Genomic DNA, 20,786 nt, shown 5'->3' on the forward strand with positions numbered 1-20,786 from the left:
GTCACTGTATCTCCGGCCGCATCACGGCATCGACCACTCGCATGGCGTCGACATGGGCCGCCACATCATGCACCCGCACGATGTCGGCACCGAGCGTCGCCGCGACGGCATGGGCGGCAAGCGACCCGGTCAGGCGGTCGGCCGGACGGCTCTCTCGGTCGTGCAACCGGCCGAGCAGGGATTTGCGTGAGACCCCAACCAGGACCGGGAAGCCCAGTGCCCGGATCTCGGGCAGACGGCGCAGCGCGTCGAGATGCTGCGCCCAGGTCTTGCCGAACCCGACCCCGGGGTCGAGCATGATGTTGGCGTCGTCGATGCCGGCGCGATGCGCGATATCGAGCGAGCGCTCGAAGAAGGCCAGCATGTCGGCGACGATGTCGATATCCGGCTCGATCGTCGCACGGTTGTGCATGATGATGACCGGCGCTCCGTGCGCGGCCGCAACCGTGGCGATATCGGGTTCGCGCTGCAGGCCCCAGACGTCGTTGACGATCCGCGCGCCGGCCTCCAGGGCGACGCGGGCTGTCGACGCCTTGTAGGTGTCGATTGAGATTGGCACGGCCAATCGCGGCGCCACGGCGCGGATCACCGGCAGGACGCGGGCCTGCTCTTCCTCGGCCGGCACCGGGACATGGCCGGGGCGGGTCGATTCACCCCCGATATCGAGGATCGCGGCCCCCTCCGCCACCAGCCGCTCGGCTTGGGCGATCGCCGCGTCTGTTCCGGTGAACAGGCCCCCGTCGGAGAAGGAATCGGGTGTGACGTTGAGGATGCCCATCACCAGCGTGCGTCCGCCGAGATTGGGGAGCAGGTCGGACAAGCCGGGAGAGGGGGTCACGGTGCGGGTCCCGTTCACGTGCGCGCTTTGGGGGCCCGGTGTGCGTCAATCGCGAGGCCGGCGCAACGCCGGCCTCACTTGCCTACCCGTGGTAGCAGCGGATCTCGGCCTCGGCCTGAGCACGCCGAAGTTCGGCGACCTTGTCGTCGAAGATCTTGGTCGACTTGAACTCGTTGGCGCGGTTGCCGATGCCCTGCCGCATCGACAGGACCGTGCTGGCCTGCACGTACTTGTCGTAGGGCAGGATCGCAGCGAGCTGGTCGAGCGAGCAGGAGCATTTCTGCAAGCTGTCCCGGGTCTGGCCGTTGGCCGCCATGCAGCCGAACACATAATCGACCCGCGCATCGGTCGGGTAATCATTTTCTTCCGCCGCCCAGCCGGCCAGCCCCGACAGCGTCAGGGCGAGGACGGCCAGCGCGCCGCGTTCAGCCAGCCTTCTGATCATAGTTCAGCTTCTCCTCCAGCAACTCGCCACCGTCCTGGTTCTTCGAGGACGCCTCGATCGAGACGATCTCGCCGGGGACCGACGGGGCCGTGACGAAGGTATAGGTCATGTCGTCCATGCCGCGCATGCGCTGCGCCAACGCGTCGCCTGCGAACGGCTTGGTCACGACCTGCCAGGCGTCGATGTCCTTACCGCCGAAATTCACTTTCGTGGGCGTCACGACGGCCTTCTCGCGCAGACCCTTGCGGATCGCGAGCTTCAGGTAGCGCGGGTTGGCCTCAAGCACCTTGGCCAACCCCTTCAGATGGTTCTCCAGGAAGAGCGACACGACCGGGTTGCCCGCCATATCCTCGAACGGGCCGGCCGGCACGCGGTTCAAGCCGGAGAACATCGTGACGCTGATGTCCCGGGCGTCCGAGCTCTTTCCGGGCTCGACCTTAAGGACCAGCGTATCCTGCAGCGGCGCGCCGAACGGTCCACCCGCAATGCCGGATCGGCGCAGGTAATCGTAGGTGATCGTGGAGCCCGGCGCCGCGTTCTTCATCTGGGGCTGATCGAACAGCAGATCGGACGCTGAGGGCGGAGCCGCGGCGTTGGCCTGGGTTACGGCGGCAGGCTTCGGTGCGTCTTCGGCCGCGGCAGACAGCGCGGCCAGCACCAGCACGAAGGCAGTCGTGGCAACAACTCTCACGAGTGAACTTCCTCCTTGAACGGCGACCGGACGTTGCTGCCGATCGTCCGATAGACATAATCGGGCGGGTTCTCGGCCGCTTCCTCGACGGCGAGCGCCCGCACCTTGTCGTGAAGCGGGGAGAGCGAGCAGGCCGGGTCGGTGGCGGCAGCGTCCCCGGCCAAAGCCAGGGCCTGGCAGCGGCAACCGCCCCAATCCTTCTCGCGCCGGTCGCAAGAGCGGCAGGGCTCCTTCATCCAGTCGGTGCCGCGATAGGCCGTGAAGGCCGGCGAGTCGCGCCAGATCTCACCCAGCGAATGATCGCCAACGTGCCAGAACTCCAAGCCGGGAATCGTCTCGGCGGCGTGGCAAGGGAGGACCTTGCCCTGTGGCGTGACGTTCATGAGCTTGCGGCCCCAGCCACCCGCACAGGCCTTCGGATATTTGGCGTAATAATCCGGCACCACGAGATCGATGACGAGCTGGCCCTTCAGCCGCTCCCGGGCGGCCTCGACGATCCGGATCGACTCGTCCACCTGCGCCTTATTGGGCATCAGCGCGGCGCGGTTGACGTAGGCCCAGCCGTAATACTGCGTGTGGGCCACTTCGAGCCGTTTGGCGCCCATCTTGACAGCGAGATCGATGAAGCCCGGCACCTCGTGAATGTTGCCGCGGTGGATCACCGAATTCAGCGTCAACGGCAGGCCGAGTTCCACCACCTTGGCGGCGAATTCGAACTTCTGGGGCTGCGCGTTCTTCAGGCCGCCGATCCGCTCGGCATTCTGTGCGTCGACGCCCTGCACCGAGAGCTGCACGTGGTCGAGCCCGACATCGTAGAGGGCCTGGAGCTTGCCCAACGCCCCACCGACGCCCGACGTGATCAGGTTCGAGTAGAGGCCGAGATCCGCGCAAGTCTTGGTGATCTCGACGATGTCGTTGCGCGCCGTCGGCTCGCCGCCTGAGAGATGGACGTGCAGCACGCCGAGGCCCGCTGCCTCCGTGAGAACACGCTGCCACGTCGCCGTGTCGAGCTCTCCGGAGCGGCGGTCGAGCTCGAGCGGGTTGGAGCAGTAGGGGCAACGCAGCGGGCAGCGGTGGGTCAGCTCGGCAAGCAGACCCACCGGGGCCAGTGCCTCGGGGCGATTCGGTGTGACAGCGTTCATCGCTCCAGAACCCGTTTCTCGGCCAACCCGTCGAGCATCACCAGGATATCGGTCTCGATGGCGCGCGGGTCGGCCGCATAGGTCTGGCCCAGCTCGTCGGCGATCGCCGCCACGCTCCGATTGCCATCGACGAGCTTCAGAACCGCCACGGCATTGTCGTCCAGGTCGAAGGTGCGCTCGGGGGCGAGGAGGACCCACTTGCCCCGGGTCTCGTCATTCCGCAGCCGAACACCCCGGGGCAGTCGCGGACGATCTTCGGCCAGCATCTTGCGGCCGGCACCGGCGGCCTGAACCTGCGGCTGCTCGGCGACGAGGCCTTCGCCCGGGCGCCACGCATCTGGCGGGATCATGCCGGGGGCGACGTAGGCGAAGTACAGGGCGTCGAGCTGGGTCCAGAGGACGTTGCATTTGAAGGTCAGCGCGGCCATCGCCTGACGCTGCAATTCCGGCGTGGTCGCGTGCCGTTTCACGTAGTCGAGGGCGAAATCGGCATCTCGCGGCGCCTGGGTGAGGCGCTTATCGAAATAGGCCAACGTGTCCTTGGTGATGAAGTCGTAGTTCTTCAGCATCCCGGCGACACGCTCGGAGATGATGGTCGGCGAGAACATCTCGGTCAGCGACGAGGCGATTGCCTCCAGCAGGCTCTTTTCCGAGACGAAATGGACGTAGGCCTCCACCGAGAACTTCGTCGCCGAGAGGATCCCGTGGGTCGAGAGCACGTAGTCCCGGTCGAATCCGACGCCCTCCGCGAGCTTGAGCCAGCGCTCGATCCCGCCGTCACCCTCGTGATCGCCATCGTGATCGACGATACGCTGGCGCCAGATCCGCCGGAGCGACGCGTCGGTCATCCGGGCCAGGACGGCAGCGTCCTTCACCGGAATCATGGCTTGGTAGTAGTAGCGATTGAGCGCCCAAGCCCGGACCTGATCTTTCGACAGCTTTCCATCATGGAGCAGACGATGGAACGGGTGCAGGATGTGGTAGCGGCGCGCACCGATATCGCGTAGCGCGGCCTCCAATTCCTCGGGGCTGAGGAGACGCTGGCTCTCGGCGGTATCGGGGGTCGGGAAAACTGCGTTCATGGCGTGTCCGGCGTCCGTTCTCGGGTCGCGTTTCCTGTGTCGTCCCGCCCTCGGCGCACGGGGCGTGTTCCTGAACTCGGAGACGATATAGTGCCGACAACCGGTCGGCCCAACAGTCCACGTCGGCCGAGATATTCTGTCGCGTCGTTCGACCCTCGGCCAGCGTTCCCGATCCACACCGGCATCCTGAGCTGCCGGAGCGAAGCGCAGGTCTCGAAGGAGGCCACCGGCCCGCCGCGCGATCCCTGGGATCATCCTTCGATGCGGCTTCGCCGCACGTCAGGAGAAGGGTGTGGATTCGACGGGTCTGGCTACAGCGACAGGCTCAGACCGTCATGCGCCACTGTCCACCCGGCCGCCTCGACATCCCCGCGCTCCGGGGATCCCTCGACCAACACGGGATTGGTGTTGTTGATGTGCACGAAGATGCGCTGCCCGATCTCGGTCGCCGCGAGGGCGTCGATCGAACCGTTCGCGCCGCGCATCGGCACGTGCCCCATGCGCCAGCCGGTCTTCGTTCCGACGCCGGCCCGGATCATGTCGTCGTCGTGCAGAACCGTGCCGTCGAACAGCAGTGCATCCACACCGGCGATGCGCGCCCGCAACCCGTCCGTCACCCGCGCGCATCCAGGAATATAGGCGAGGCGCCGGCCGCCGGCTTCGATCAAGGCGCCGACCGTCGTCTCGGTCTCGGCGCCGATCTCCATGGTCTCGTCCTCCAGCCAGAGCGGCACCTTGCCGGGGACGGGGAAGAGTGTAACCGACAAGCCGGTCAAGGGCTCGAATCGCGCATCCATGCCGACGGCCTCACGGGCTACGACGCCGGCAGCCATTACGTCGAAGACGCGATTGGCGTTCACCGAGTCGAGAATCCCGCCCGTGGCGTAGAGCGTATACGGCTGACCTTCGCGCAGCGTCAGCAAGCCCGCGACATGATCGACGTCGCCGTTGGTCAACAGCACGGCGCGGATCGGCGAATGGCGCAGGCCCTCACGCGGATGCATCGCTCGATTGTCGAAGAGTTGTTGGCGGATATCCGGAGAGGCGTTGATCAGCAGCCAATCCGACCCGTTCGCGGACACTGCGATGCTCGACTGGGTCCGGGGTCGCACCCGGTCCGGGTCGGACCGCGCCAGCGTGCAGATGGGGCAGCGGCAATTCCACTGGGGAAGGCCGCCGCCGGCCGCGGAACCGAGGATCACGACGCGCATGGTGCGGCTCCCGAGATCCCCGGCCCGTAAAAACTCAGTTGAAGGTGTCGATCTCGGCCGACTCGTAGCTCGTCACTTCCATGCCGACGCAGATCTCGGACACGATCGGGGCAGCCCACTTCATGGTGTTTCTCCTTGGCGGTATCCTCACCGAGCGTCGCATGGATCTTAAGAAGACCCTAAGACACTGATGGCGCTCTCGTTTTTAGGCGCGGCACCGGTATCGACGATTCAAGGGCAGGCTTCAAGCACTAAGTTGCCTGATCCTCCCAAAATTTTCGTGTGACACTTCCTAAAGTTCCGGAAACCTACGGGAAACGTCGGTCGGTAGGACTTAAGTACAGTTGGTCATTGTCGAAAGTCCGGGCCGCGCAGCTCCAGCATGAAGCCCTTGCCGCGCACGGTGGTCAAAGCCGGGCCGCCATAACGTACGAAATCGGCCATCTTCGAACGCAGATAGCCGATGTAGACGTCGACCACGTTGAGCGACAGACCGCCCTGGCTGGCCCAGAGCCGGTCGAAGATGTCCGCGCGCGAGACGGGCTTGCCGATGCTCTCCATCAGCATGGCGAGCAAATCGGCTTCGCGGGGAGTGAGTCGGGCACTGGCCTCGCCGCAGCTCGCCTGACGTGTGTCGAGGTCAAGACTCAGTCGGCCTGCCGTGATCCTTGAGCGGGGCGCCTCGGCCTGCTCGCGCCGCATCAGGTGCGTGCGCAGGCGCGCAACCAGCTCGTCGAACTCGAACGGCTTGACGATGTAGTCGTCGGCTCCGAGCGCCAGACCCTCGGCCCGGTCGCGGATCTCGTCGCGGGCGGACAGGAACAGGATGGCGCCGGAGAACCCGCCTTCCCGCAGGGAGCGGCAGACATCGTGGCCCGACCCGTCCGGCAGACCGATGTCGAGCAGCACCGCCCCGGGTGCCGGATCGTGCGCCGCCTTGAGCGCCTCGTCGACGCAGGCCGCCGTGCCGACCTCGAACCCCTCCGCCTCCAGACCCCGGGCCAGGAGGCCGCGGATATCGATATCGTCCTCGACGATCAGGATCCGCGTCATGCGGTCGGCTCCCTCACCTGTGCGGCGCCGGCCGCGTCCCCGGCCGTGCCCGACTCCCATGCCGGATCGAGCGCCGGGATGTCCAGGCTGACGCGGGCGCCGCACCCGTCCGGTCCCGCGCCCAGCCGGATGGTCCCGCCATGCTGCTCGACGATCCAGCGCGCGAGGGCGAGGCCGATGCCGAAGCCCGTCTCATCGGGCCCCGCGCCGGCGCCGCGCTTGAAGCGCTCGAACAGGTCGGCTTCGGAGGTGCCAAATCCCGGCCCGTCATCCGTCACGGTGATCCGCCCGACCGGGCCCGGGCCGGCAGACAGCGCGACCTCGACCCGGGTGAGCCCGGCGGCGTGGCGCAGGGCGTTATCAACGAGGCTCTCCACCGTCTGCCGGATCCACTCGCGATCCGCGAGGCTCTCGACATCCCGGGTCCCCGGATTAAGGGACAGCGCGACGCGACGCCGGGCGGCCTCGGAGGTCATGTTGTCCACCGCCTCCGACAAAACCAGGGCGAGCCCGAGGGGCCGCTTGTCGAACGCGATCTCGCCGGTTTCCGACCGGGCGACGCGCAGCAGATCCTCGACCCGCAGCTTCAGCCGCTGCGCGCGCTTCTTGATCGTGGCGAAGACCGGCCCGGGATCGGCGCCGCGGGAGGCCCCCCGCAACGCGAGATCGCACTCGCCCAGGATCACGGTGAGCGGCGTGCGCAGCTCGTGGCTGACATCGGCGAAGAAGCGCCGCCGGGACTGATCGATGGATTCGAGACGGACATTGGCGGCGCGCAGATCCGCCGTCCGGGCCGCGACCGTGTCCTCCAGCGCCGCCCGGTCGGCCACGACCCGCAATTCCCGCCGGGCAAGGCGCGCCGCCATGCGGTTGACGTTGGTCATCAGGAGGCCGAGCTCGTCGCGGGTTGCGACGGACAGGCGGGTGTCCAGGGCACCGTGTCCGATGGCGCTCGCGGCCCGGCGGACCTCCTCGATCCGCGCCAGCGTCGGCCGGGTGACGCCACGGTACAGGATCGCCAGCAGCACGAGGGCCGCCGTCACCGCCGCAGCCGCGGCGAGGCGTAGGCGCTCCGAAAGCGCCCGGGCCTGCTCGGAGCCGAGTGCCATGCTCCGCCGTTCCACCTCGATGAGGAATGAGAGCGGCTGGCCCGTCATGGCGCCGAAGCCGTTGAGCGCGCCCTTGATCGCGTCCTGCCGCCGCTCAGGCTCGGTCTGGCGATTGATCTGAGCCACCTGCCGGTCGAGGACCGCGCGGGCGGCACGCAAAGCGGCCATCGGGCGGGTTCGCGCGGCATATTGCATCCGGTCGGTGGGGTCGTCGCTCGGCGGAAAGCTCTTGGCCAGGGCCTCGTCGACGGTCCGCAGGGCGCGATCGGCATTGTCGCGGGCGATCGCCATCGCCTCGGGCTGTCCGTCGGGATTGCCCACGGTCTCGACGGCGGCGAGACCGAACTGCGTGAGGCGGCCGGACAGCTCGGCCAACAATTCCAGGCGCCGCTGCGCTTCGAGCGTTCGGTCTACGGTCCGCTCCGCGGCGCCGATCGCCGCCAGCGCCGCCGCAGCAGCCAGGATCACCACGATGGCGGTGCTGCCCAGGAGCAGCGCGAAGCGGGTCTTCAACGAGCGCATGGGGCCGCCCTCGAAGCAGGGCTCAGCATGACACTGCCCGGCCGGCGCGCCAAGGCGCCGTCACAGGTCCTTCGGCGTGCTTCCCTTGGCGGCGCAACGCCAGCGCTCGACGTGCCATTCCGGGTGGGAGGCCTGCCAGGTTGCCAACGCGCTCTGTGAATTGCGTAGGCAGACGAACGGACTCGATGTCTCGAACGACATCTCGATCCGGTCCTCGCGGCAGGTCGAGGGCTGGGCGACGAGGCAGATCGACAGCAGAAGCAGCATGGGCGCGTTCCCGGGCTGCCAGCCTCGTGCGGGCCGGCTTGAACGGGAGGATAGGACGCCTTCACGCCCCTTGCCCAGGCGGCGTCAGGCCGCGACCCAGATCTCGCCCTTCGCGATGGTGGCGAGGTCGCCCGAATAGCGTCGGAGCGGCTTGTCCAGCAGGGCTGCATGCTCCGGGCTGAGGCCGCGCAGGGCCGTCGCCAGCAGGCGCAGGAACACCAGATCGTGCGCGCCGGTCTCCACGAAAGTCTCGGCCATACGCCCGTGCGCGCCGAGGACGAGGGTTCCACGGCGCATGCCGAGCCCCGGCTGGTCGCCGGCCGCGAGGGCCGCCAGAGTGCCGGCGATCATCCGCGAGCCCGCGAAGGCACCCGCGCGCCCGGCGACGATCATCCCCCGCCGCATCCGGTCACCGAGATGCGCGCCCGCGGTTCCGCGGATGATCAGCGTCGCCCCGTCGAGCCCCGTCTTGGCGGCATAGACCGCGCCGCCCGCGTAGTCGCCGGCATCGCCCTCAATGGTGATCGTGCCGCCGGTCGCACCGGAAGCCGCGTAGGGACCTGCGTTTCGGGTGACCGTCAGGCTACCGCCCGCCATGCCGGCACCGAGGCGCTGGCCGACATCGCCGGTCACCCGGATCGTGCCCGCGGACAGGGACGCCCCGACCCGATCCAGGCGCTCGTGACCGCCCTCGATGGTCAGGCTGTCGGACCCGTCGAGGGAAACGGAGAAGCAGTCGCCGAGGCGTACGCCTGTCCGGGTCGTACCGATCTCCAGGCGCTCGGCCTCGCCTTGGGACAGACCCGAGAGCGCCCGAGGGTTAATGTCCAGAAAGTCCAGCCGCTCCGGCGGGGCCGCGCGCAGGGTGAGGGTGCTCACGGCTCAGCCCTCCGACTTGGCGTCGTCGCGCGCGATCAGGTCGCGCAGATGGTAGTGGTGGCGTCCCAGATTGCCGCCGTAATTGCCGGCCGTCACGGCGATAAGCCCGTGTTTTCCGCCGATCTCGGTCGCTGCGTGCAAGCCGGCGCGCATCGAGTCGGACACACCCTGCGAAGTGAGGGCGTCGATCACGATCTCCAGAACCACACCGCAATCCGCCGGGAGCGCCGAGCCAGCCCGGCCCTTGAGCGTCGGGCAGTAGGCGTCGTTGGTGGAGGCCATCATGCCCTTGGTCCGTCCGCCGACCTTTGAACCGGAGCGGACGATCCCGCCTGGGAACGGCAGGATCGCGCCCGGCACCGCCTTGGCGGCCTCCACGGCTACCTCGGCGACCTTCAGCGTCTCCGCATGGGTCCGCCCGAGGAAGAGCAAATTGCCGCCGCCAACCGCACCGTCGACCGCCCGGACCGTATCCTCGCACAGGAACTCGCCGTCCATCACCGGGATACGCCAGTAGCGCCGCGCCTTGCCGGAGGCGTCGGGCAGGCGCTTGGCGATCGCGAAGCCGTCGCCGAAATAGCGGATCGCGCCGCCGAGCTTGATCTTGGTCGGCCCATCGACACCCGCGTAGCAGGCCGTGCCCGGACAGGTGAGGATGCACTGGCCGACCCGCTTGATCAGCTGCTCCTTGAGCCCGTTCGGTTCGAAGCCGAACAGCAGGATGCGGACGCCCGGCCGCCCGTCCGGAGTCTCCTCCGGCGACAGCTCGGCGTCGATCCCGGCCTCGGCGCCGCAGCCGATCACCGAGGTGGCGAAGCCCGTCATCGTGGTCGCGGCGATCATCGCCCACTTGGCGGTGTCGTTCGTGACGACGATGGCGGTCCCGGCCACGTCGAACGCCTCCGCGAAGGTGTCGATGACCGGGATACCGTTGAGGGAGAGGTCAGACATCGTAGTTCCCGCGGCTCGCCCCGCTGATCACGCCCGACATGGCACCGCCTCGAAATTCTCCGTGTCCTCACCGAACGCGGCATCGGGCACCGCGAAGCTGTCGAGGCCCTCGCCGAACCGCTCCGTCAGGTAGGTATCGGCGCGCTTCGCCATGGCCTCGTCGGACTCGACGGTGAGGGACAGCGTGCGTCCGACGCGCCACTCCACCACCTCGCCATCCTCGACGATCGGCACGCCATCCTTGAGGACGAGCTTGGCGGCGGTGAACATGGCGGTGCGGTTCGACTCGTCCCGGTAAATTGCAACGTCCGCCCGAGCGCCGGCCCGCAGGTGACCGCGATCCGCGAGGCCGAGTAGCTTGGCCGGCCCGGACCGCGTGAGCTGCGCGATCTCCAAGAGCGTGTATTCGCGCTCCAGCCCCGGCAGCCCCGAGCGCTCGCCCACGATCTTGGGCAGCGCCGCGATCTCGCGGTCGCGCTCGGACTTGTCCATCAGCAGGTGGATGATGCGTGGGTACTGGGTGAACGGACCGCCGTTCGGGTGATCCGTGGTCAGGATCGTCCGCTCGGGATCGGTTGAGAGCAGCATTATTTCCAAGCCGATCGCCCATTGCAGGGAGCTGGTCGGGCCGCGCGGCCGGTACAGGAACGGCACCACGCCGCCGCCCTCGGCATCACCCGCGTTCAGCACCCACTTCTTGGGATTGGCGCCCTTCCGCCCCGCGAACTGGCGCAGGATGTCGAGGGAGACCGTTACGGTCTGGCCGAACACCACCTGCCCGATGTCGAGGGTGGCATTCGGATTGTCGGTGATCGCCTGTGCGATCCGTTCGGCGGCCGAGCGGAAACCGCCGGTCCCGGGATTGGCCGGATCGACCGCGCCGTAGGCGTAGAACTGGGCGTGGGCGAAGTGGATACGCCGCCCCTCAGCTGCGTCGAGCGTCGCCATGAAGCTGTCGTCGGCGCCCGGCAGGCCGAGGTTGTTGCAATGGACGTGCAGGGGATGCGGGACGCCGATTTCCTCGACCGCGTCGAGAAGCGAGCCCATGATCTGCCGGGTCGAGAGCCCGTAGCAGGGGATCTCGTCGTCGAGCGACAGGCGCAGGGCACCGTCCTTGAACGCCGAGGCGCCGCCCGCATTGATGCATTTCACGCCGAGGCCGCGCGACTGCGCCACTGACAGACTGACGAGGTCGCGCACCGCGTTGCCGCCCTGGCGTTCCCGCAGCAACTGCAAGAGCTGGTCGTCGTTGCCCATCACGGTCAGGGCCCCGCGGTCGAGCAGCGGGATATCGGCGAGTTCGAGCTGTGTAGCCAGCGCGTGGGTCGGCGGCATCGCAGGCTCGACCGCGGTGGTGTAGCCCATCCGCGCATAGGTCGAGCCGATCCAGGCCGCTGCCCCGCCGGCATGCGCGAAGGGATGACCCTCAGGCGCAGCCTCGCTCACATAGAGATCGGGTAGGAGCAGCCGCGAGGTGATCACGTTGCCGCCGGCGATGTGCGAATGCACCTCGACGCCGCCGGCCATCACCACACAGCCCGCCGCGTCGATGACGTGGTCGGCCTCGCGGCCCGGCGGATCAATGACCTGACCGTCCTCGATCCAGACATCCCCGACCGAATCGCGGGACGCGGTCGGATCGACGACGCGCCCGCCCCGAATCACGCTCAGCATGCGGGTTCACTCCTCGACGCGGGCTGGCCGGTGATCAGGCGCTCCGTGAGGGCGCCGAGGATCGACGCGGCCGACGGCAGATCCGTGGGCGCCGAAGCCGGCCAGTAGGTCAGCGCGGCGCGCGGCTCGTTCCACAGGACGCCGCCATGATCGCGGCCGGGCTGGCCGACCGCGATGACGATTTCGGCAGCCTTCGCCGCGCCATCTGCGACGAGGGCCACGGAGGGGACCGCGGACAGCCAATCGGGGCACGCCACCGGCATGGAGGCGAGCCAGAGCACCGCGTCGGCCTCGCCGGCGGCGACCTGCCGGGCGGCGTCGAAGCGCCAGGGGTCGTGCTCGGGCACGCGGCGGCCGAAGCCGCTGCGCGGTGCCTGTCCGGTCAGCCAGGCCGAGACCGGCACCACGGCCCGGTCCTGCCCGATGCCGCCGGTGGCGAGGGTGAAGCAGCGTGTCGTCTCGCTCAGCTCCATGGCGAGCCCCTGAAGCATCTCGATGCCGGCCTCGCCGAGTTCGGCGGGATCGTAGAGGAGGACGCCATACTGAGCGGATGCGAGCCGGGCAGCGATCTGCCCGGGGAGGGCATCGCCGGCGAGGTGGCCGCGGGCAAAGGCACGCAGCACGCCGACGGCCTCGGTCAGGCCGCCCGCGGCGGGCCAAGCCAGCGACGCGGTGGCGTTCGCGCCCACGGCCAAGAGCGCGCGATCCGATCCCGCAGCGCGACCGCGGGTCGGCTTCGTATCGATCAGGCGCTTCATCAGCGGGGTCTGCCAGGGCGCAGCACCCACCACCAGCACCACATCGGCGCGCCCGACGGCTTCGGCGGGCGTCGAGGTCAGGGCCCCGACCCGGCTCAGCGCGCCGAGTTCGGCATAGGTCCCGATCGACCCGGCGGTGTCGACAGAGGCACCGATGCGCCCCGCAAGATCATAGGCCGCACGGATCGCGGCGACGTCGGCGCTGAGGCCGGCGATCACCGGCGCGCGCGCCTTGGCGAGGAGGGACGCGGCCGCCTCGATGGCGGTGCCCGCGTCCGTCGCGCCACCCTTCACCCAGGCTGCCATGCTCCCTCTCGCAACGTTCTTGCTTGGCTTCGGAGCGGGCGACGGCCGTAAGACCGGACGAAGCGGGCACACCCCAAAACAGGGGGCCCACAGAGTCGGAATGGCGCGCCCGCCCGGCAAGTTCCGGGCAGACGGCAAACTCGGCACGCCGTCGCGAGGCCTAGGTTTGCATTCATCCGCCCACCGCGGCAAGGGGGTATGGCTGGGATACGGACGGCGATCTGGGCTGAAATGGTCGGTTATCGCCCTTCCGCGTCACGGCCGGGGACAGGTTTCCAGGTGCATTCCGCGACGGCGCCTGCACGGCGAAACGAATCGTTCGGCCGATCCTGCGCCCTTTGATCCCGGATCTCCCCCCCACCAGCAGCCGCCTTCCAGGGTCTCGCGGCAAACCGTAAGCGACGATCCAAACTCTGATCGGTCGGCACCGTTGCCCTACCCCAGGCCGCGTGTGAAAAGCGCGCCGCACCGGCGGCATGCGAGGAACTGGCAGTGGGCGACGCCCCCGAGCGGAACGAAGACACCGCAGATGGCGCCGTGCGGGTTGAAGCACCGGCGCGGCTGCATTTCGGCTTCCTCGACCTGCATGGCGGGCTCGGCCGGCGATTCGGAAGCATCGGCCTCGCCATCGACGAGCCCTCCCTGGCACTGACCGCACGGCGCTCGCTGCACCCCTCCATCACGGGACCGGAAGCGGAACGCGTGCGCGGCTACGTCCGGGCCGCCGCGGCGCATCTCGGTGGCGGCGAGGATGTCGCCATCGCGGTGGAACGCGCGATCCCGGCCCATGCTGGCTTCGGTTCCGGCACGCAGCTCGGTTTGGCGGTGGCCGCCGCAATGGCGCGCCTGATCGGGGCGCCCTTCGCCGCAGATTCGTTCGCCGCCACGCTCGACCGCGGCAACCGATCCGGTGTCGGCCTCTGCGCGTTCACGGAGGGCGGCCTGATCGTCGATGGCGGACGCGGATCGGACGGGGGACCGCCGCCGGTCATTGCGCGCCTGCCATATCCCAATGCCTGGCGGATCGTGCTGATCATCGATCCCGAGATGGCCGGCGTTCACGGCGTGCGCGAAGTCGAAGCGTTTCGCGATCTGCCGCGCTTCCCGGAAGCGCAGGCCGCGGAGATCTGCCGAATTACGCTGATGCAGGTTCTGCCCGCCGTCGCCCTAGCCGAGCCGCAGGGCTTCGGCGCCGGGATCACCCGGATTCAGGACCTAATCGGCGATCATTTCGCGCCTCACCAGGGTGGCCGATACGCCAGCGCCGCGGTGGCACAGGTGCTGGCGAACGTCGCCGCGCAGGGCATACCGGGCTACGGCCAGTCCTCTTGGGGACCGACCGGGTTCGTGCTCATGCCCTCGGACGCCGCCGCCCGCGCCCTCGTGGCCGATCTCGACCGCGGAGGCTCCCTCCGGTTCGTGGTCGCCCGCGGCCGAAACAGTGGCGCTTCGGTAACCGGTCCGGCTTGAGCGAACGCTCACGGGCTTGACCCGGAACGCCGCTCCGGGTTTGGACGATGGCAAAACGCATCGGTCGCACACCGCACGGGGAATCCATGGCCCGCTCGATCCTCCATATGCTGACGCCACTCCGGCACATGAGCCCGTTCGACGTGAACATGGCCGTGGATGCCGGCTACGAGACGGTGGTGACCTATACCGAGGTCAGCCTCGCCGACGTGGTCTCGCTGACCCAGGATTCGATTTTCTCGCGGTCTCCGGCCGACGGGACGCGGACGGGCATCTTCATCGGCGGCAAGAACGCCGAGGACGCCCTCGACATGGTCGACCGGGCCAAGAAGGCCTTCGTGCCGCCCTTCGTGAACCACGTCTTCGCCGATCCGGCGGGCTCGTTCACGACAGGGGCCGCGATGGTGGCGCAGGTCTCCCGGGCGCTTCGGCAGACGTTCAACACGGGTCTTCAGGGCAAGCGCATCGTGATCTTCGGCGGGGCCGGCGTGGTGGCCTACGTGGCGGCGGTGATCGGAGCGCTCCAGGGCGCCACCACAGTGCTGGTCGGCCATGACGGCGAGGAGCGCGTCTCGAAGATCGCCTTCACCATGAAATGGCGCTTCGGCATCGACGTTGGCGCCGTCGACGGGACAACGCCGGAGGATCGCCGCGTCGCCATCCGGGACGCCGACGTGATCCTGTCGGCCGGGCCCGCCGGCATCCCGATCCTGACGGCGCAGGATCTCGAATCGGCACCGAAGCTCCTCGTGGCCTCGGACGTCAACGCCGTGCCGCCCGCCGGCATCGCGGGGATCGACGTGAATGCCGTGGACGTGCCCCTGCCCACCGGCAAGGGCGTCGGCATCGGCGCGCTGGCGGTCGGAAACGTGAAGTACCAGACGCAGCGCCGCCTGTTCGACCGGATGCTGGCGTCCGATACCCCACTCTGCCTCGACTTCCGCGACGCCTACACCCTCGCGGTCGAGATCGCCGGCTGAAATCATTCGGGCCCGATCTGACGAGCCCGATCGGGATGGCGGGCGCGATCCTGATCGCCGCGCAGGCCGGGCGAGCCCTCGCAGAGGCAGCGCGGCGTGCTGGCTTGCGGCCCTACGTGGCCGACCTGTTCGGCGATTCCGATACCCTGGCTTTCGCCGAGGCCTACCGCCCGCTGCCGGGCCGCTTCGGCATGGCGCCCTCTGCGGCCGAGACGTTGGTGGCACTCGACGACCTTGCGGCGGCGGCCGGAGGCTCGATGGGTCTGATCCTCGGCAGCGGCTTCGAGGACGCCCCCGGTCTGGTGGCCGAATTCGCGCGCCGGCACCGGCTGCTCGGCGCCTCCGCCGAGACCATCGCGCGCCTCAAGGATCCGGCCGCCTTCGCCGCCCTGTGTGCGAGCCTCGACGTGCCGCACCCTGCGGTCTCGATGGGTGCGCCGGACGATCCGTCCCGGTGGCTGCTCAAGCGGGTTGGCGGCAGCGGCGGCTCCCATATCCGCGCGGCGACTCAGTCGACGCCGCCGCCGGGCCATTATCTCCAGGCGCACGTCCCCGGGCAGGCGCACGCCCTCAACGTCCTGGCCGATGGCCGCACGATCCGGATCTTGGCGGTGACCGAGCAATGGTGCGCTCCGACTCCGATCCGGCCCTATCGCTATGCCGGAGCGCTGGTCCGCGGCGGCGCCGAGCCGCCGGCTCTGTGCGGGGCACTCGTCGTCGCGATCGCGGACGCCACCGCACGGATCGTTGCCGCGACCGGGCTGCGGGGCCTCGCCAGCGCCGACATCCTGGTCGACGGGTCCGACTGGTGGATGATGGAGATCAATCCGCGCCCCGGCGCGACGCTGGATATCCTCGACCGGCGCGCGGTGCCGCTGCTCGAAGCCCACATCGCCGCCTGCCTGGGCGCGATGCCGGAACTCGGTGCGCCTCCGGTGGGTGCGGCGGCCGCGCAGATCTGTTACGCCGACCGGGAGCTTGCGCCTGTGCCGGACCATGATTGGCCGGACTGCGTGCGTGACCGCCCGCGCCCCGGCTCGGTGGTCCGCCGCGACGCGCCGCTCTGCACGGTGCTGGCCGAAGGCGCGGACCGGGCGGAGGCGCTCGACCTGTTGGAATCGCGAACGGCCCGCCTGCGGGCGGCCCTCGCAGCGCAGAAAACATAAGTTCGAGGAAGCCCCGTGATGAGTGCCAGCCCATCCTATCCCAGCGTCAACGCGCTCTCAGGCCCGCTGGTCGAGCGGCTCGTGGCCGAGGCCGCGACCCTGCGGCTCTCCGTGTCGCAGGCGGCGGGCGGCGCCCGGATGATCGATGCCGGGGCGCAGGCGCGGGGCTCGATCGAGGCCGGACGGCGCATCGCCGAGATCTGCCTGGGCGGCCTCGGCACCGTCTCCATCGCGCCGAGCGGTCCGATCGCATCCTGGCCCTACTCGGTGACGGTTCACGCCGCCGATCCGGTGCTCGCCTGCCTGGGCAGCCAGTATGCGGGCTGGAGCCTCGCGGATGAGACCGGTGATTCCGGCTTCTTCGCCCTCGGTTCGGGTCCGGGCCGCGCTGTCGCGGTCGTCGAAGATCTGTACCAGGAACTGGGCTACCGCGACTCGGCGACCAGCACCGCCCTGGTGCTCGAAGCCGCCGGCGGACCGCCTGACAGCGTCGTGGCCAAGGTGGCCGAGGCTACCGGTCTGCGGCCGGAAGATCTGACCTTCATCTTCGCGCCGACCCAGAGCCTCGCCGGCTCGACCCAGGTGGTGGCCCGCGTGCTGGAGGTCGCCCTTCACAAGGCCCACACGGTGGGTTTCGACCTGCACGCCATCGTGGACGGGATCGGCTCGGCCCCGCTCTCGCCGCCCCATCCCGACTTCATCAAGGCGATGGGCCGGACCAACGACGCGATCATCTATGGTGGCCGGGTCCAGCTCTTCGTGGACGCCGACGATGCGGACGCCAAGAGCCTCGCCGAGCAGCTGCCCTCCACCACCTCGAGCGATCACGGCGCGCCCTTCGCCGAGATTTTTTCCCGGGTGAACGGCGACTTCTACAAGATCGACGGGGCGCTGTTCTCCCCGGCGGAGGCGATCGTCACGTCGGTGCGTTCGGGCGCCACCTACCGCGGCGGCCGCCTGGAGCCGACGCTGGTGGAGGCGTCCTTCGCCTGAGGCCACCAACGCGCTCGCCCTCTGATCTTTGCGGGATCCGGCCCGATGATACCGGTGCAGGATCGTGCGCGGGTCCCCTCTCCCGAGCGGGAGAGGGACAGGGCGAGACCTGTCCGGACGAGGCGCGACCGGACTGCGCGGGGATGGCGTGCTCGATCCTGAAGCTTCTCCTCCCTCACCCCAACCACCTCCCGCTCGGGAGAGGGAGCCGGTCGCGTTCCGTCCCAAGCGTTGCGTTCCGATGGTGAAAGGGCCAGCACCGTCACCCCAAGGCGAAACCCGCGGATCAGCTCTTGACCGTGACGAAACAGGACTTCCATGCATATCGGGCTCGCCGCCGATAACGGCAATTGGCACAGGAACCGCCTGCTGACGGCCCTCCGGGCGCAGGGCGTCGAGCCGGTGCTGTTCTCCCTGGCCGACGTGGCCGTGGTCACCGGCGGCGGCGAGCCCCTGCGTGTCCCGGGCTTCCCGGACACCCTGCCGGATGGGGTCCTGATGCGCACCATCGCGGGCGGCACGTTCGAGGCCACCACGATGCGCCTCGGGGTGCTGCACGCCCTGGTGGCGGCGGGCGTCACCGTGTGGAACAGCCCGACCGCCACCGAACGGTCGGTCGACAAGGCCGCCACCTCGCTGCTCATCGCCCGGGCCGGCCTGCCGACGCCGGCAACCTGGGTTTTCTCCAAGCGCGAGGCCGCCGCCGCCCTCGTGGCGGTCGAGGCCCGGCCCGGGGCACCGCTGGTGCTCAAGCCGCTGTTCGGCTCGCAGGGGGAGGGGCTCGTCCTGATCGAGCGGCCGGAGGACCTGCCCGACGAGGAGGCCGTGGCCCGGGTCTACTACCTGCAGCGCTACGTCCCGCGGCGCGATGGGCTCTGGCGCGACTATCGGGTGTTCGTCTGCGACGGGCGGGCGATCGCCGGCATGATCCGCGAGGGCGACGGCTGGATCACCAACGTCCACAGGGGCGGCCGTCCGCTGCCTTGGGCCATGCCGCGCGCCGCCGCGGACCTCGCCGAGGCCGCCGCCGCTGCGGTCGGCGTCGACTATTCCGGCGTCGATCTGGTCGAGGACGGGGAGGGCGGCTTCTCCATCCTGGAGGTCAATTCGATGCCGGCCTGGTCGGGCCTCCAGACGGTGTGCGAGACCGATATCGCCGCAGCAGTTGTCCGCGGCTTCCTCGCCGCCGTCCGGGGCGCGAGCCGGCCGCGGCTCGTGGTGGCATGAGCGGCACGCTCGACCCCGCGCTGATCGGCACGCTGTACAAGGCGGCCTGCCTCGCGGAGCTCGATGCCCTCAAGCCCGGCAACGTCCATGCCTTCGCCGCCGGTCATCGCATGGTGGTGGCCGATTTCGTCACCAGCGCCGAGGTTTCGGCGCCGCCCCTGGCGCGGCAAGGCGCCGGGATCGGCGAACGGGTCCACGGCGGGGTCGCCGCCACGATGGCGGCGGTGGGTCAGAACACCAATCTCGGTATCCTCCTCCTCTGCGCGCCGCTCGCTGCCGCAGCCGAGCGCGGGACGGGCATCGCGGCCCTGCTCGACACCCTCGACCGTTCGGACGCGGAGGCGGTCTTCGCGGCGATCCACCTCGCCAATCCCGGCGGCCTCGGCCGGGCGGAACGGCACGATGTCGCCGCGGACGCGCCCGCCTCCCTCCACGACGCGATGGCGGAGGCCGCCGACCGGGACCGCATCGCCCGTGCCTACGGGACCGGGTTCGCCGACGTGACGGCGATCGGCCTCCCGGCCCTCATGGAGGCAAGGACGCGGGGGCTTGATCCGTCCTGGTGCACCACAGCCGTGCATCTCGCCTATCTCCGGTCGGTCCCCGATAGCCACATCGCCCGAAAGCGCGGCCGCGCCGCCGCCGAGGACCTTCGCCGGGAGGTCGAGAAAATCGTGGCCGGCCTTGACCTCACCGCGCAGCCGGTCGAGCCGCTGCTGGCCCTCGACGTGTCGCTGAAGGCACGCGGCCTCAACCCGGGCACGACTGCGGATTTCACGGTCGCGACCGTGTTCTGGGACGCGCTGGCGAGCGCGGGCGCCACGCTGGCCTGAACCGTGCAAGTTCCCGTGTTTCCAAGGGCGAAGGCTAAAAAAATTCCTTCGCGGCAGAGCCTTGCGCGGGTTGTGAGCCGCAGGTGCCCGCTGTAGGGTCCGCCGCGCTGTCCGGCCCAACCGGCTCGACCCTTCCGGCTCGGCCGGTGGTCGGGCGCCGATAACAAGGATGGCTTCCCGGCCGCGGCACCGCCCCCGGCGCGCGGCTCTATTTCGGAATCCAGGGAGAGACACCGAATGGCGAAGATCACCAAGGTTCAGGTCGGCGAAGCGCTCGTCGGCGACGGCAACGAGGTCGCCCACATCGATCTCATCATCGGACCGCGCGGTTCGCCGGCCGAGACGGCTTTCTGCAACGGCCTCGTGAACAACAAGCACGGCTTCACCAGCCTGCTCGCGGTCATCGCGCCGAACCTGCCCTGCAAGCCGAACACCCTGATGTTCAACAAGGTCACCATCAACGACGCCCGTCAGGCCGTCCAGATGTTCGGCCCGGCCCAGCACGGCGTTGCCAAGGCCGTGCAGGACGCGGTGGCCGAGGGCATCATCCCGGCGGACGAGGCCGACGACCTGTTCATCCTGGTCGGCGTGTTCATCCACTGGGAGGCGGCCGACGACGCCAAGATCCAGAAGTACAATTACGAGGCGACCAAGCTGTCGATCCAGCGCGCCGTCAACGGCGAGCCGAAGGCTTCGACGGTCACCGAGCAGCGCAACTCCGCGCAGCACCCCTTCGCCGCCAACGCTTAGATCGGAGACGGTCCTGGGCAGAGTGAGCCTCCGCCCGCACCGCGGGGCCTGCTCCAGCGACTGGCTTCGATCTTCCTCGGCCGATAAGTAGGCCCCTGACGGGACGGCGAGAGCCGTCCCGTTTTTCGTTTGTCGTCGCCGGCGTTGCCGTCCGCTCCGTTCTCCAACCAGCCCCTCAGCCGGCCCCTCAGGCGGCAGTGTCGTTGAACGGCGGCGATCCTCGGACAGCGCGGCGCGTTCCGGTGCTCTCCGGCGAGGTCCGCTTCGCGCGCCTCGGACTGAGAGGCGCGGCGGAAATACGCGCAGCCTCCGCTCGAAGGGGGTGTCGCGTCTGGCCATGACGACTGTCTCCGAACGCGGCATACGTGAGTCCGGCAGGTCGCGCGTCATCGTCCCCACCCGCCATTGGCGCCGGGGGCATGGCCCAAGAAGCAACACG

General features: G+C 69.2%; 21 protein-coding genes. 7 read left to right on the forward strand and 14 right to left on the reverse strand.

Annotated features, from left to right (window positions below; genetic code table 11):
* Window position 1: 1 nt before the first annotated feature.
* The 14 genes from folP to OXS49_RS16990 all read right to left on the reverse strand — a co-directional run bounded on the left by folP (window position 2) and on the right by OXS49_RS16990 (window position 12,928).
* Window positions 2-838: a dihydropteroate synthase gene (gene folP / locus OXS49_RS16925; RefSeq protein WP_267425783.1), complete on the reverse strand. Its 837-nt coding sequence runs from the start codon at window positions 836-838 to the stop codon at window positions 2-4.
* Between the two features lie 82 nt (window positions 839-920).
* Window positions 921-1,283, reverse strand: a complete 363-nt coding sequence (locus OXS49_RS16930) for a hypothetical protein (protein ID WP_243926552.1) — start codon at window positions 1,281-1,283, stop codon at window positions 921-923.
* Window positions 1,264-1,974, reverse strand: coding sequence for a hypothetical protein (locus OXS49_RS16935; protein ID WP_243999973.1), 711 nt, complete (start codon window positions 1,972-1,974; stop codon window positions 1,264-1,266). The genes OXS49_RS16930 and OXS49_RS16935 overlap by 20 nt, the downstream gene beginning before the upstream one ends.
* A complete protein-coding gene (gene pqqE, locus OXS49_RS16940) occupies window positions 1,971-3,116 on the reverse strand; it encodes a pyrroloquinoline quinone biosynthesis protein PqqE (protein ID WP_267425784.1) in 1,146 nt (381 codons plus the stop codon). The genes OXS49_RS16935 and pqqE overlap by 4 nt, the downstream gene beginning before the upstream one ends.
* On the reverse strand, window positions 3,113-4,198 hold the full coding sequence (gene pqqC / locus OXS49_RS16945) for a pyrroloquinoline-quinone synthase PqqC (protein ID WP_267425785.1): 1,086 nt from the start codon (window positions 4,196-4,198) through the stop codon (window positions 3,113-3,115). Before pqqC ends, pqqE begins: the two co-directional genes overlap by 4 nt.
* A gap of 311 nt (window positions 4,199-4,509) precedes the next feature.
* Window positions 4,510-5,409 (reverse strand): pyrroloquinoline quinone biosynthesis protein PqqB, encoded by a 900-nt coding sequence (gene pqqB / locus OXS49_RS16950; protein ID WP_243999966.1) that lies wholly within the window; start codon window positions 5,407-5,409, stop codon window positions 4,510-4,512.
* 34 nt (window positions 5,410-5,443) lie between these two features.
* Window positions 5,444-5,533, reverse strand: a complete 90-nt coding sequence (pqqA, locus tag OXS49_RS16955; RefSeq protein WP_012317526.1) for a pyrroloquinoline quinone precursor peptide PqqA — start codon at window positions 5,531-5,533, stop codon at window positions 5,444-5,446.
* A 224-nt stretch (window positions 5,534-5,757) separates the two neighbouring features.
* On the reverse strand, window positions 5,758-6,462 hold the full coding sequence (locus OXS49_RS16960) for a response regulator transcription factor (protein ID WP_243999964.1): 705 nt from the start codon (window positions 6,460-6,462) through the stop codon (window positions 5,758-5,760).
* A complete protein-coding gene (locus OXS49_RS16965) occupies window positions 6,459-8,093 on the reverse strand; it encodes an ATP-binding protein (protein ID WP_267425786.1) in 1,635 nt (544 codons plus the stop codon). The genes OXS49_RS16960 and OXS49_RS16965 overlap by 4 nt, the downstream gene beginning before the upstream one ends.
* Window positions 8,094-8,153: 60 nt before the next feature.
* Window positions 8,154-8,360 (reverse strand): hypothetical protein, encoded by a 207-nt coding sequence (locus OXS49_RS16970; RefSeq protein ID WP_243999960.1) that lies wholly within the window; start codon window positions 8,358-8,360, stop codon window positions 8,154-8,156.
* Window positions 8,361-8,444: 84 nt separating this feature from the next.
* Window positions 8,445-9,239, reverse strand: coding sequence for a formylmethanofuran dehydrogenase subunit C (locus OXS49_RS16975; RefSeq protein WP_267425787.1), 795 nt, complete (start codon window positions 9,237-9,239; stop codon window positions 8,445-8,447).
* A gap of 3 nt (window positions 9,240-9,242) precedes the next feature.
* A complete protein-coding gene (fhcD, locus tag OXS49_RS16980; protein ID WP_243999956.1) occupies window positions 9,243-10,190 on the reverse strand; it encodes a formylmethanofuran--tetrahydromethanopterin N-formyltransferase in 948 nt (315 codons plus the stop codon).
* Between the two features lie 27 nt (window positions 10,191-10,217).
* Window positions 10,218-11,864, reverse strand: coding sequence for a formylmethanofuran dehydrogenase subunit A (locus OXS49_RS16985; protein WP_267425788.1), 1,647 nt, complete (start codon window positions 11,862-11,864; stop codon window positions 10,218-10,220).
* Window positions 11,858-12,928, reverse strand: coding sequence for a formyltransferase (locus OXS49_RS16990; protein ID WP_267425789.1), 1,071 nt, complete (start codon window positions 12,926-12,928; stop codon window positions 11,858-11,860). Before OXS49_RS16990 ends, OXS49_RS16985 begins: the two co-directional genes overlap by 7 nt.
* Window positions 12,929-13,420: 492 nt before the next feature.
* Here OXS49_RS16990 and OXS49_RS16995 point away from each other — a divergent pair, with 492 nt between their 5' ends.
* The 7 genes from OXS49_RS16995 (at window position 13,421) to fae (ending at window position 20,347) form a co-directional block, all read left to right on the forward strand.
* Complete coding sequence (locus OXS49_RS16995; RefSeq protein WP_267425790.1) at window positions 13,421-14,398, forward strand: beta-ribofuranosylaminobenzene 5'-phosphate synthase family protein; 978 nt, start codon at window positions 13,421-13,423, stop codon at window positions 14,396-14,398.
* Between the two features lie 86 nt (window positions 14,399-14,484).
* The gene (locus tag OXS49_RS17000) at window positions 14,485-15,378 is read left to right on the forward strand and encodes an NAD(P)-dependent methylenetetrahydromethanopterin dehydrogenase (RefSeq protein ID WP_267425791.1); all 894 of its coding nucleotides are present in this window, start codon (window positions 14,485-14,487) and stop codon (window positions 15,376-15,378) included.
* Window positions 15,379-15,413: 35 nt separating this feature from the next.
* Window positions 15,414-16,544, forward strand: coding sequence for an ATP-grasp domain-containing protein (locus tag OXS49_RS17005; protein WP_267425792.1), 1,131 nt, complete (start codon window positions 15,414-15,416; stop codon window positions 16,542-16,544).
* A gap of 18 nt (window positions 16,545-16,562) precedes the next feature.
* On the forward strand, window positions 16,563-17,537 hold the full coding sequence (gene mch, locus OXS49_RS17010; protein WP_243999944.1) for a methenyltetrahydromethanopterin cyclohydrolase: 975 nt from the start codon (window positions 16,563-16,565) through the stop codon (window positions 17,535-17,537).
* 318 nt (window positions 17,538-17,855) lie between these two features.
* The gene (locus tag OXS49_RS17015) at window positions 17,856-18,764 is read left to right on the forward strand and encodes a RimK family alpha-L-glutamate ligase (protein WP_267425793.1); all 909 of its coding nucleotides are present in this window, start codon (window positions 17,856-17,858) and stop codon (window positions 18,762-18,764) included.
* Window positions 18,761-19,597, forward strand: coding sequence for a triphosphoribosyl-dephospho-CoA synthase (locus tag OXS49_RS17020; protein ID WP_267425794.1), 837 nt, complete (start codon window positions 18,761-18,763; stop codon window positions 19,595-19,597). The genes OXS49_RS17015 and OXS49_RS17020 overlap by 4 nt, the downstream gene beginning before the upstream one ends.
* A gap of 237 nt (window positions 19,598-19,834) precedes the next feature.
* Window positions 19,835-20,347: a 5,6,7,8-tetrahydromethanopterin hydro-lyase gene (gene fae, locus OXS49_RS17025; RefSeq protein WP_091713492.1), complete on the forward strand. Its 513-nt coding sequence runs from the start codon at window positions 19,835-19,837 to the stop codon at window positions 20,345-20,347.
* Window positions 20,348-20,786 lie beyond the last annotated feature (439 nt).

Origin of the sequence: Methylobacterium sp. GC_Met_2, assembly GCF_026540795.1 — a bacterium.
In the GTDB taxonomy this organism is placed as follows: Bacteria; Pseudomonadota; Alphaproteobacteria; order Rhizobiales; family Beijerinckiaceae; genus Methylobacterium.

Excerpts from the sequence above, each read along its gene's own strand:
- OXS49_RS16930 (WP_243926552.1), bottom strand. The coding sequence starts at position 1,283 with ATGATCAGAAGGCTGGCTGAACGCGGCGCGCTGGCCGTCCTCGCCCTG.
- pqqE (WP_267425784.1), bottom strand. The coding sequence starts at position 3,116 with ATGAACGCTGTCACACCGAATCGCCCCGAGGCACTGGCCCCGGTGGGT.
- pqqC (WP_267425785.1), bottom strand. The coding sequence starts at position 4,198 with ATGAACGCAGTTTTCCCGACCCCCGATACCGCCGAGAGCCAGCGTCTC.
- pqqB (WP_243999966.1), bottom strand. The coding sequence starts at position 5,409 with ATGCGCGTCGTGATCCTCGGTTCCGCGGCCGGCGGCGGCCTTCCCCAG.
- pqqA (WP_012317526.1), bottom strand. The coding sequence starts at position 5,533 with ATGAAGTGGGCTGCCCCGATCGTGTCCGAGATCTGCGTCGGCATGGAA.
- OXS49_RS16960 (WP_243999964.1), bottom strand. The coding sequence starts at position 6,462 with ATGACGCGGATCCTGATCGTCGAGGACGATATCGATATCCGCGGCCTC.
- OXS49_RS16965 (WP_267425786.1), bottom strand. The coding sequence starts at position 8,093 with ATGCGCTCGTTGAAGACCCGCTTCGCGCTGCTCCTGGGCAGCACCGCC.
- OXS49_RS16970 (WP_243999960.1), bottom strand. The coding sequence starts at position 8,360 with ATGCTGCTTCTGCTGTCGATCTGCCTCGTCGCCCAGCCCTCGACCTGC.
- fhcD (WP_243999956.1), bottom strand. The coding sequence starts at position 10,190 with ATGTCTGACCTCTCCCTCAACGGTATCCCGGTCATCGACACCTTCGCG.
- OXS49_RS16985 (WP_267425788.1), bottom strand. The coding sequence starts at position 11,864 with ATGCTGAGCGTGATTCGGGGCGGGCGCGTCGTCGATCCGACCGCGTCC.
- OXS49_RS16990 (WP_267425789.1), bottom strand. The coding sequence starts at position 12,928 with ATGGCAGCCTGGGTGAAGGGTGGCGCGACGGACGCGGGCACCGCCATC.
- OXS49_RS17000 (WP_267425791.1), top strand. The coding sequence starts at position 14,485 with ATGGCCCGCTCGATCCTCCATATGCTGACGCCACTCCGGCACATGAGC.
- OXS49_RS17005 (WP_267425792.1), top strand. The coding sequence starts at position 15,414 with ATGGCGGGCGCGATCCTGATCGCCGCGCAGGCCGGGCGAGCCCTCGCA.
- mch (WP_243999944.1), top strand. The coding sequence starts at position 16,563 with ATGAGTGCCAGCCCATCCTATCCCAGCGTCAACGCGCTCTCAGGCCCG.
- OXS49_RS17015 (WP_267425793.1), top strand. The coding sequence starts at position 17,856 with ATGCATATCGGGCTCGCCGCCGATAACGGCAATTGGCACAGGAACCGC.
- OXS49_RS17020 (WP_267425794.1), top strand. The coding sequence starts at position 18,761 with ATGAGCGGCACGCTCGACCCCGCGCTGATCGGCACGCTGTACAAGGCG.
- fae (WP_091713492.1), top strand. The coding sequence starts at position 19,835 with ATGGCGAAGATCACCAAGGTTCAGGTCGGCGAAGCGCTCGTCGGCGAC.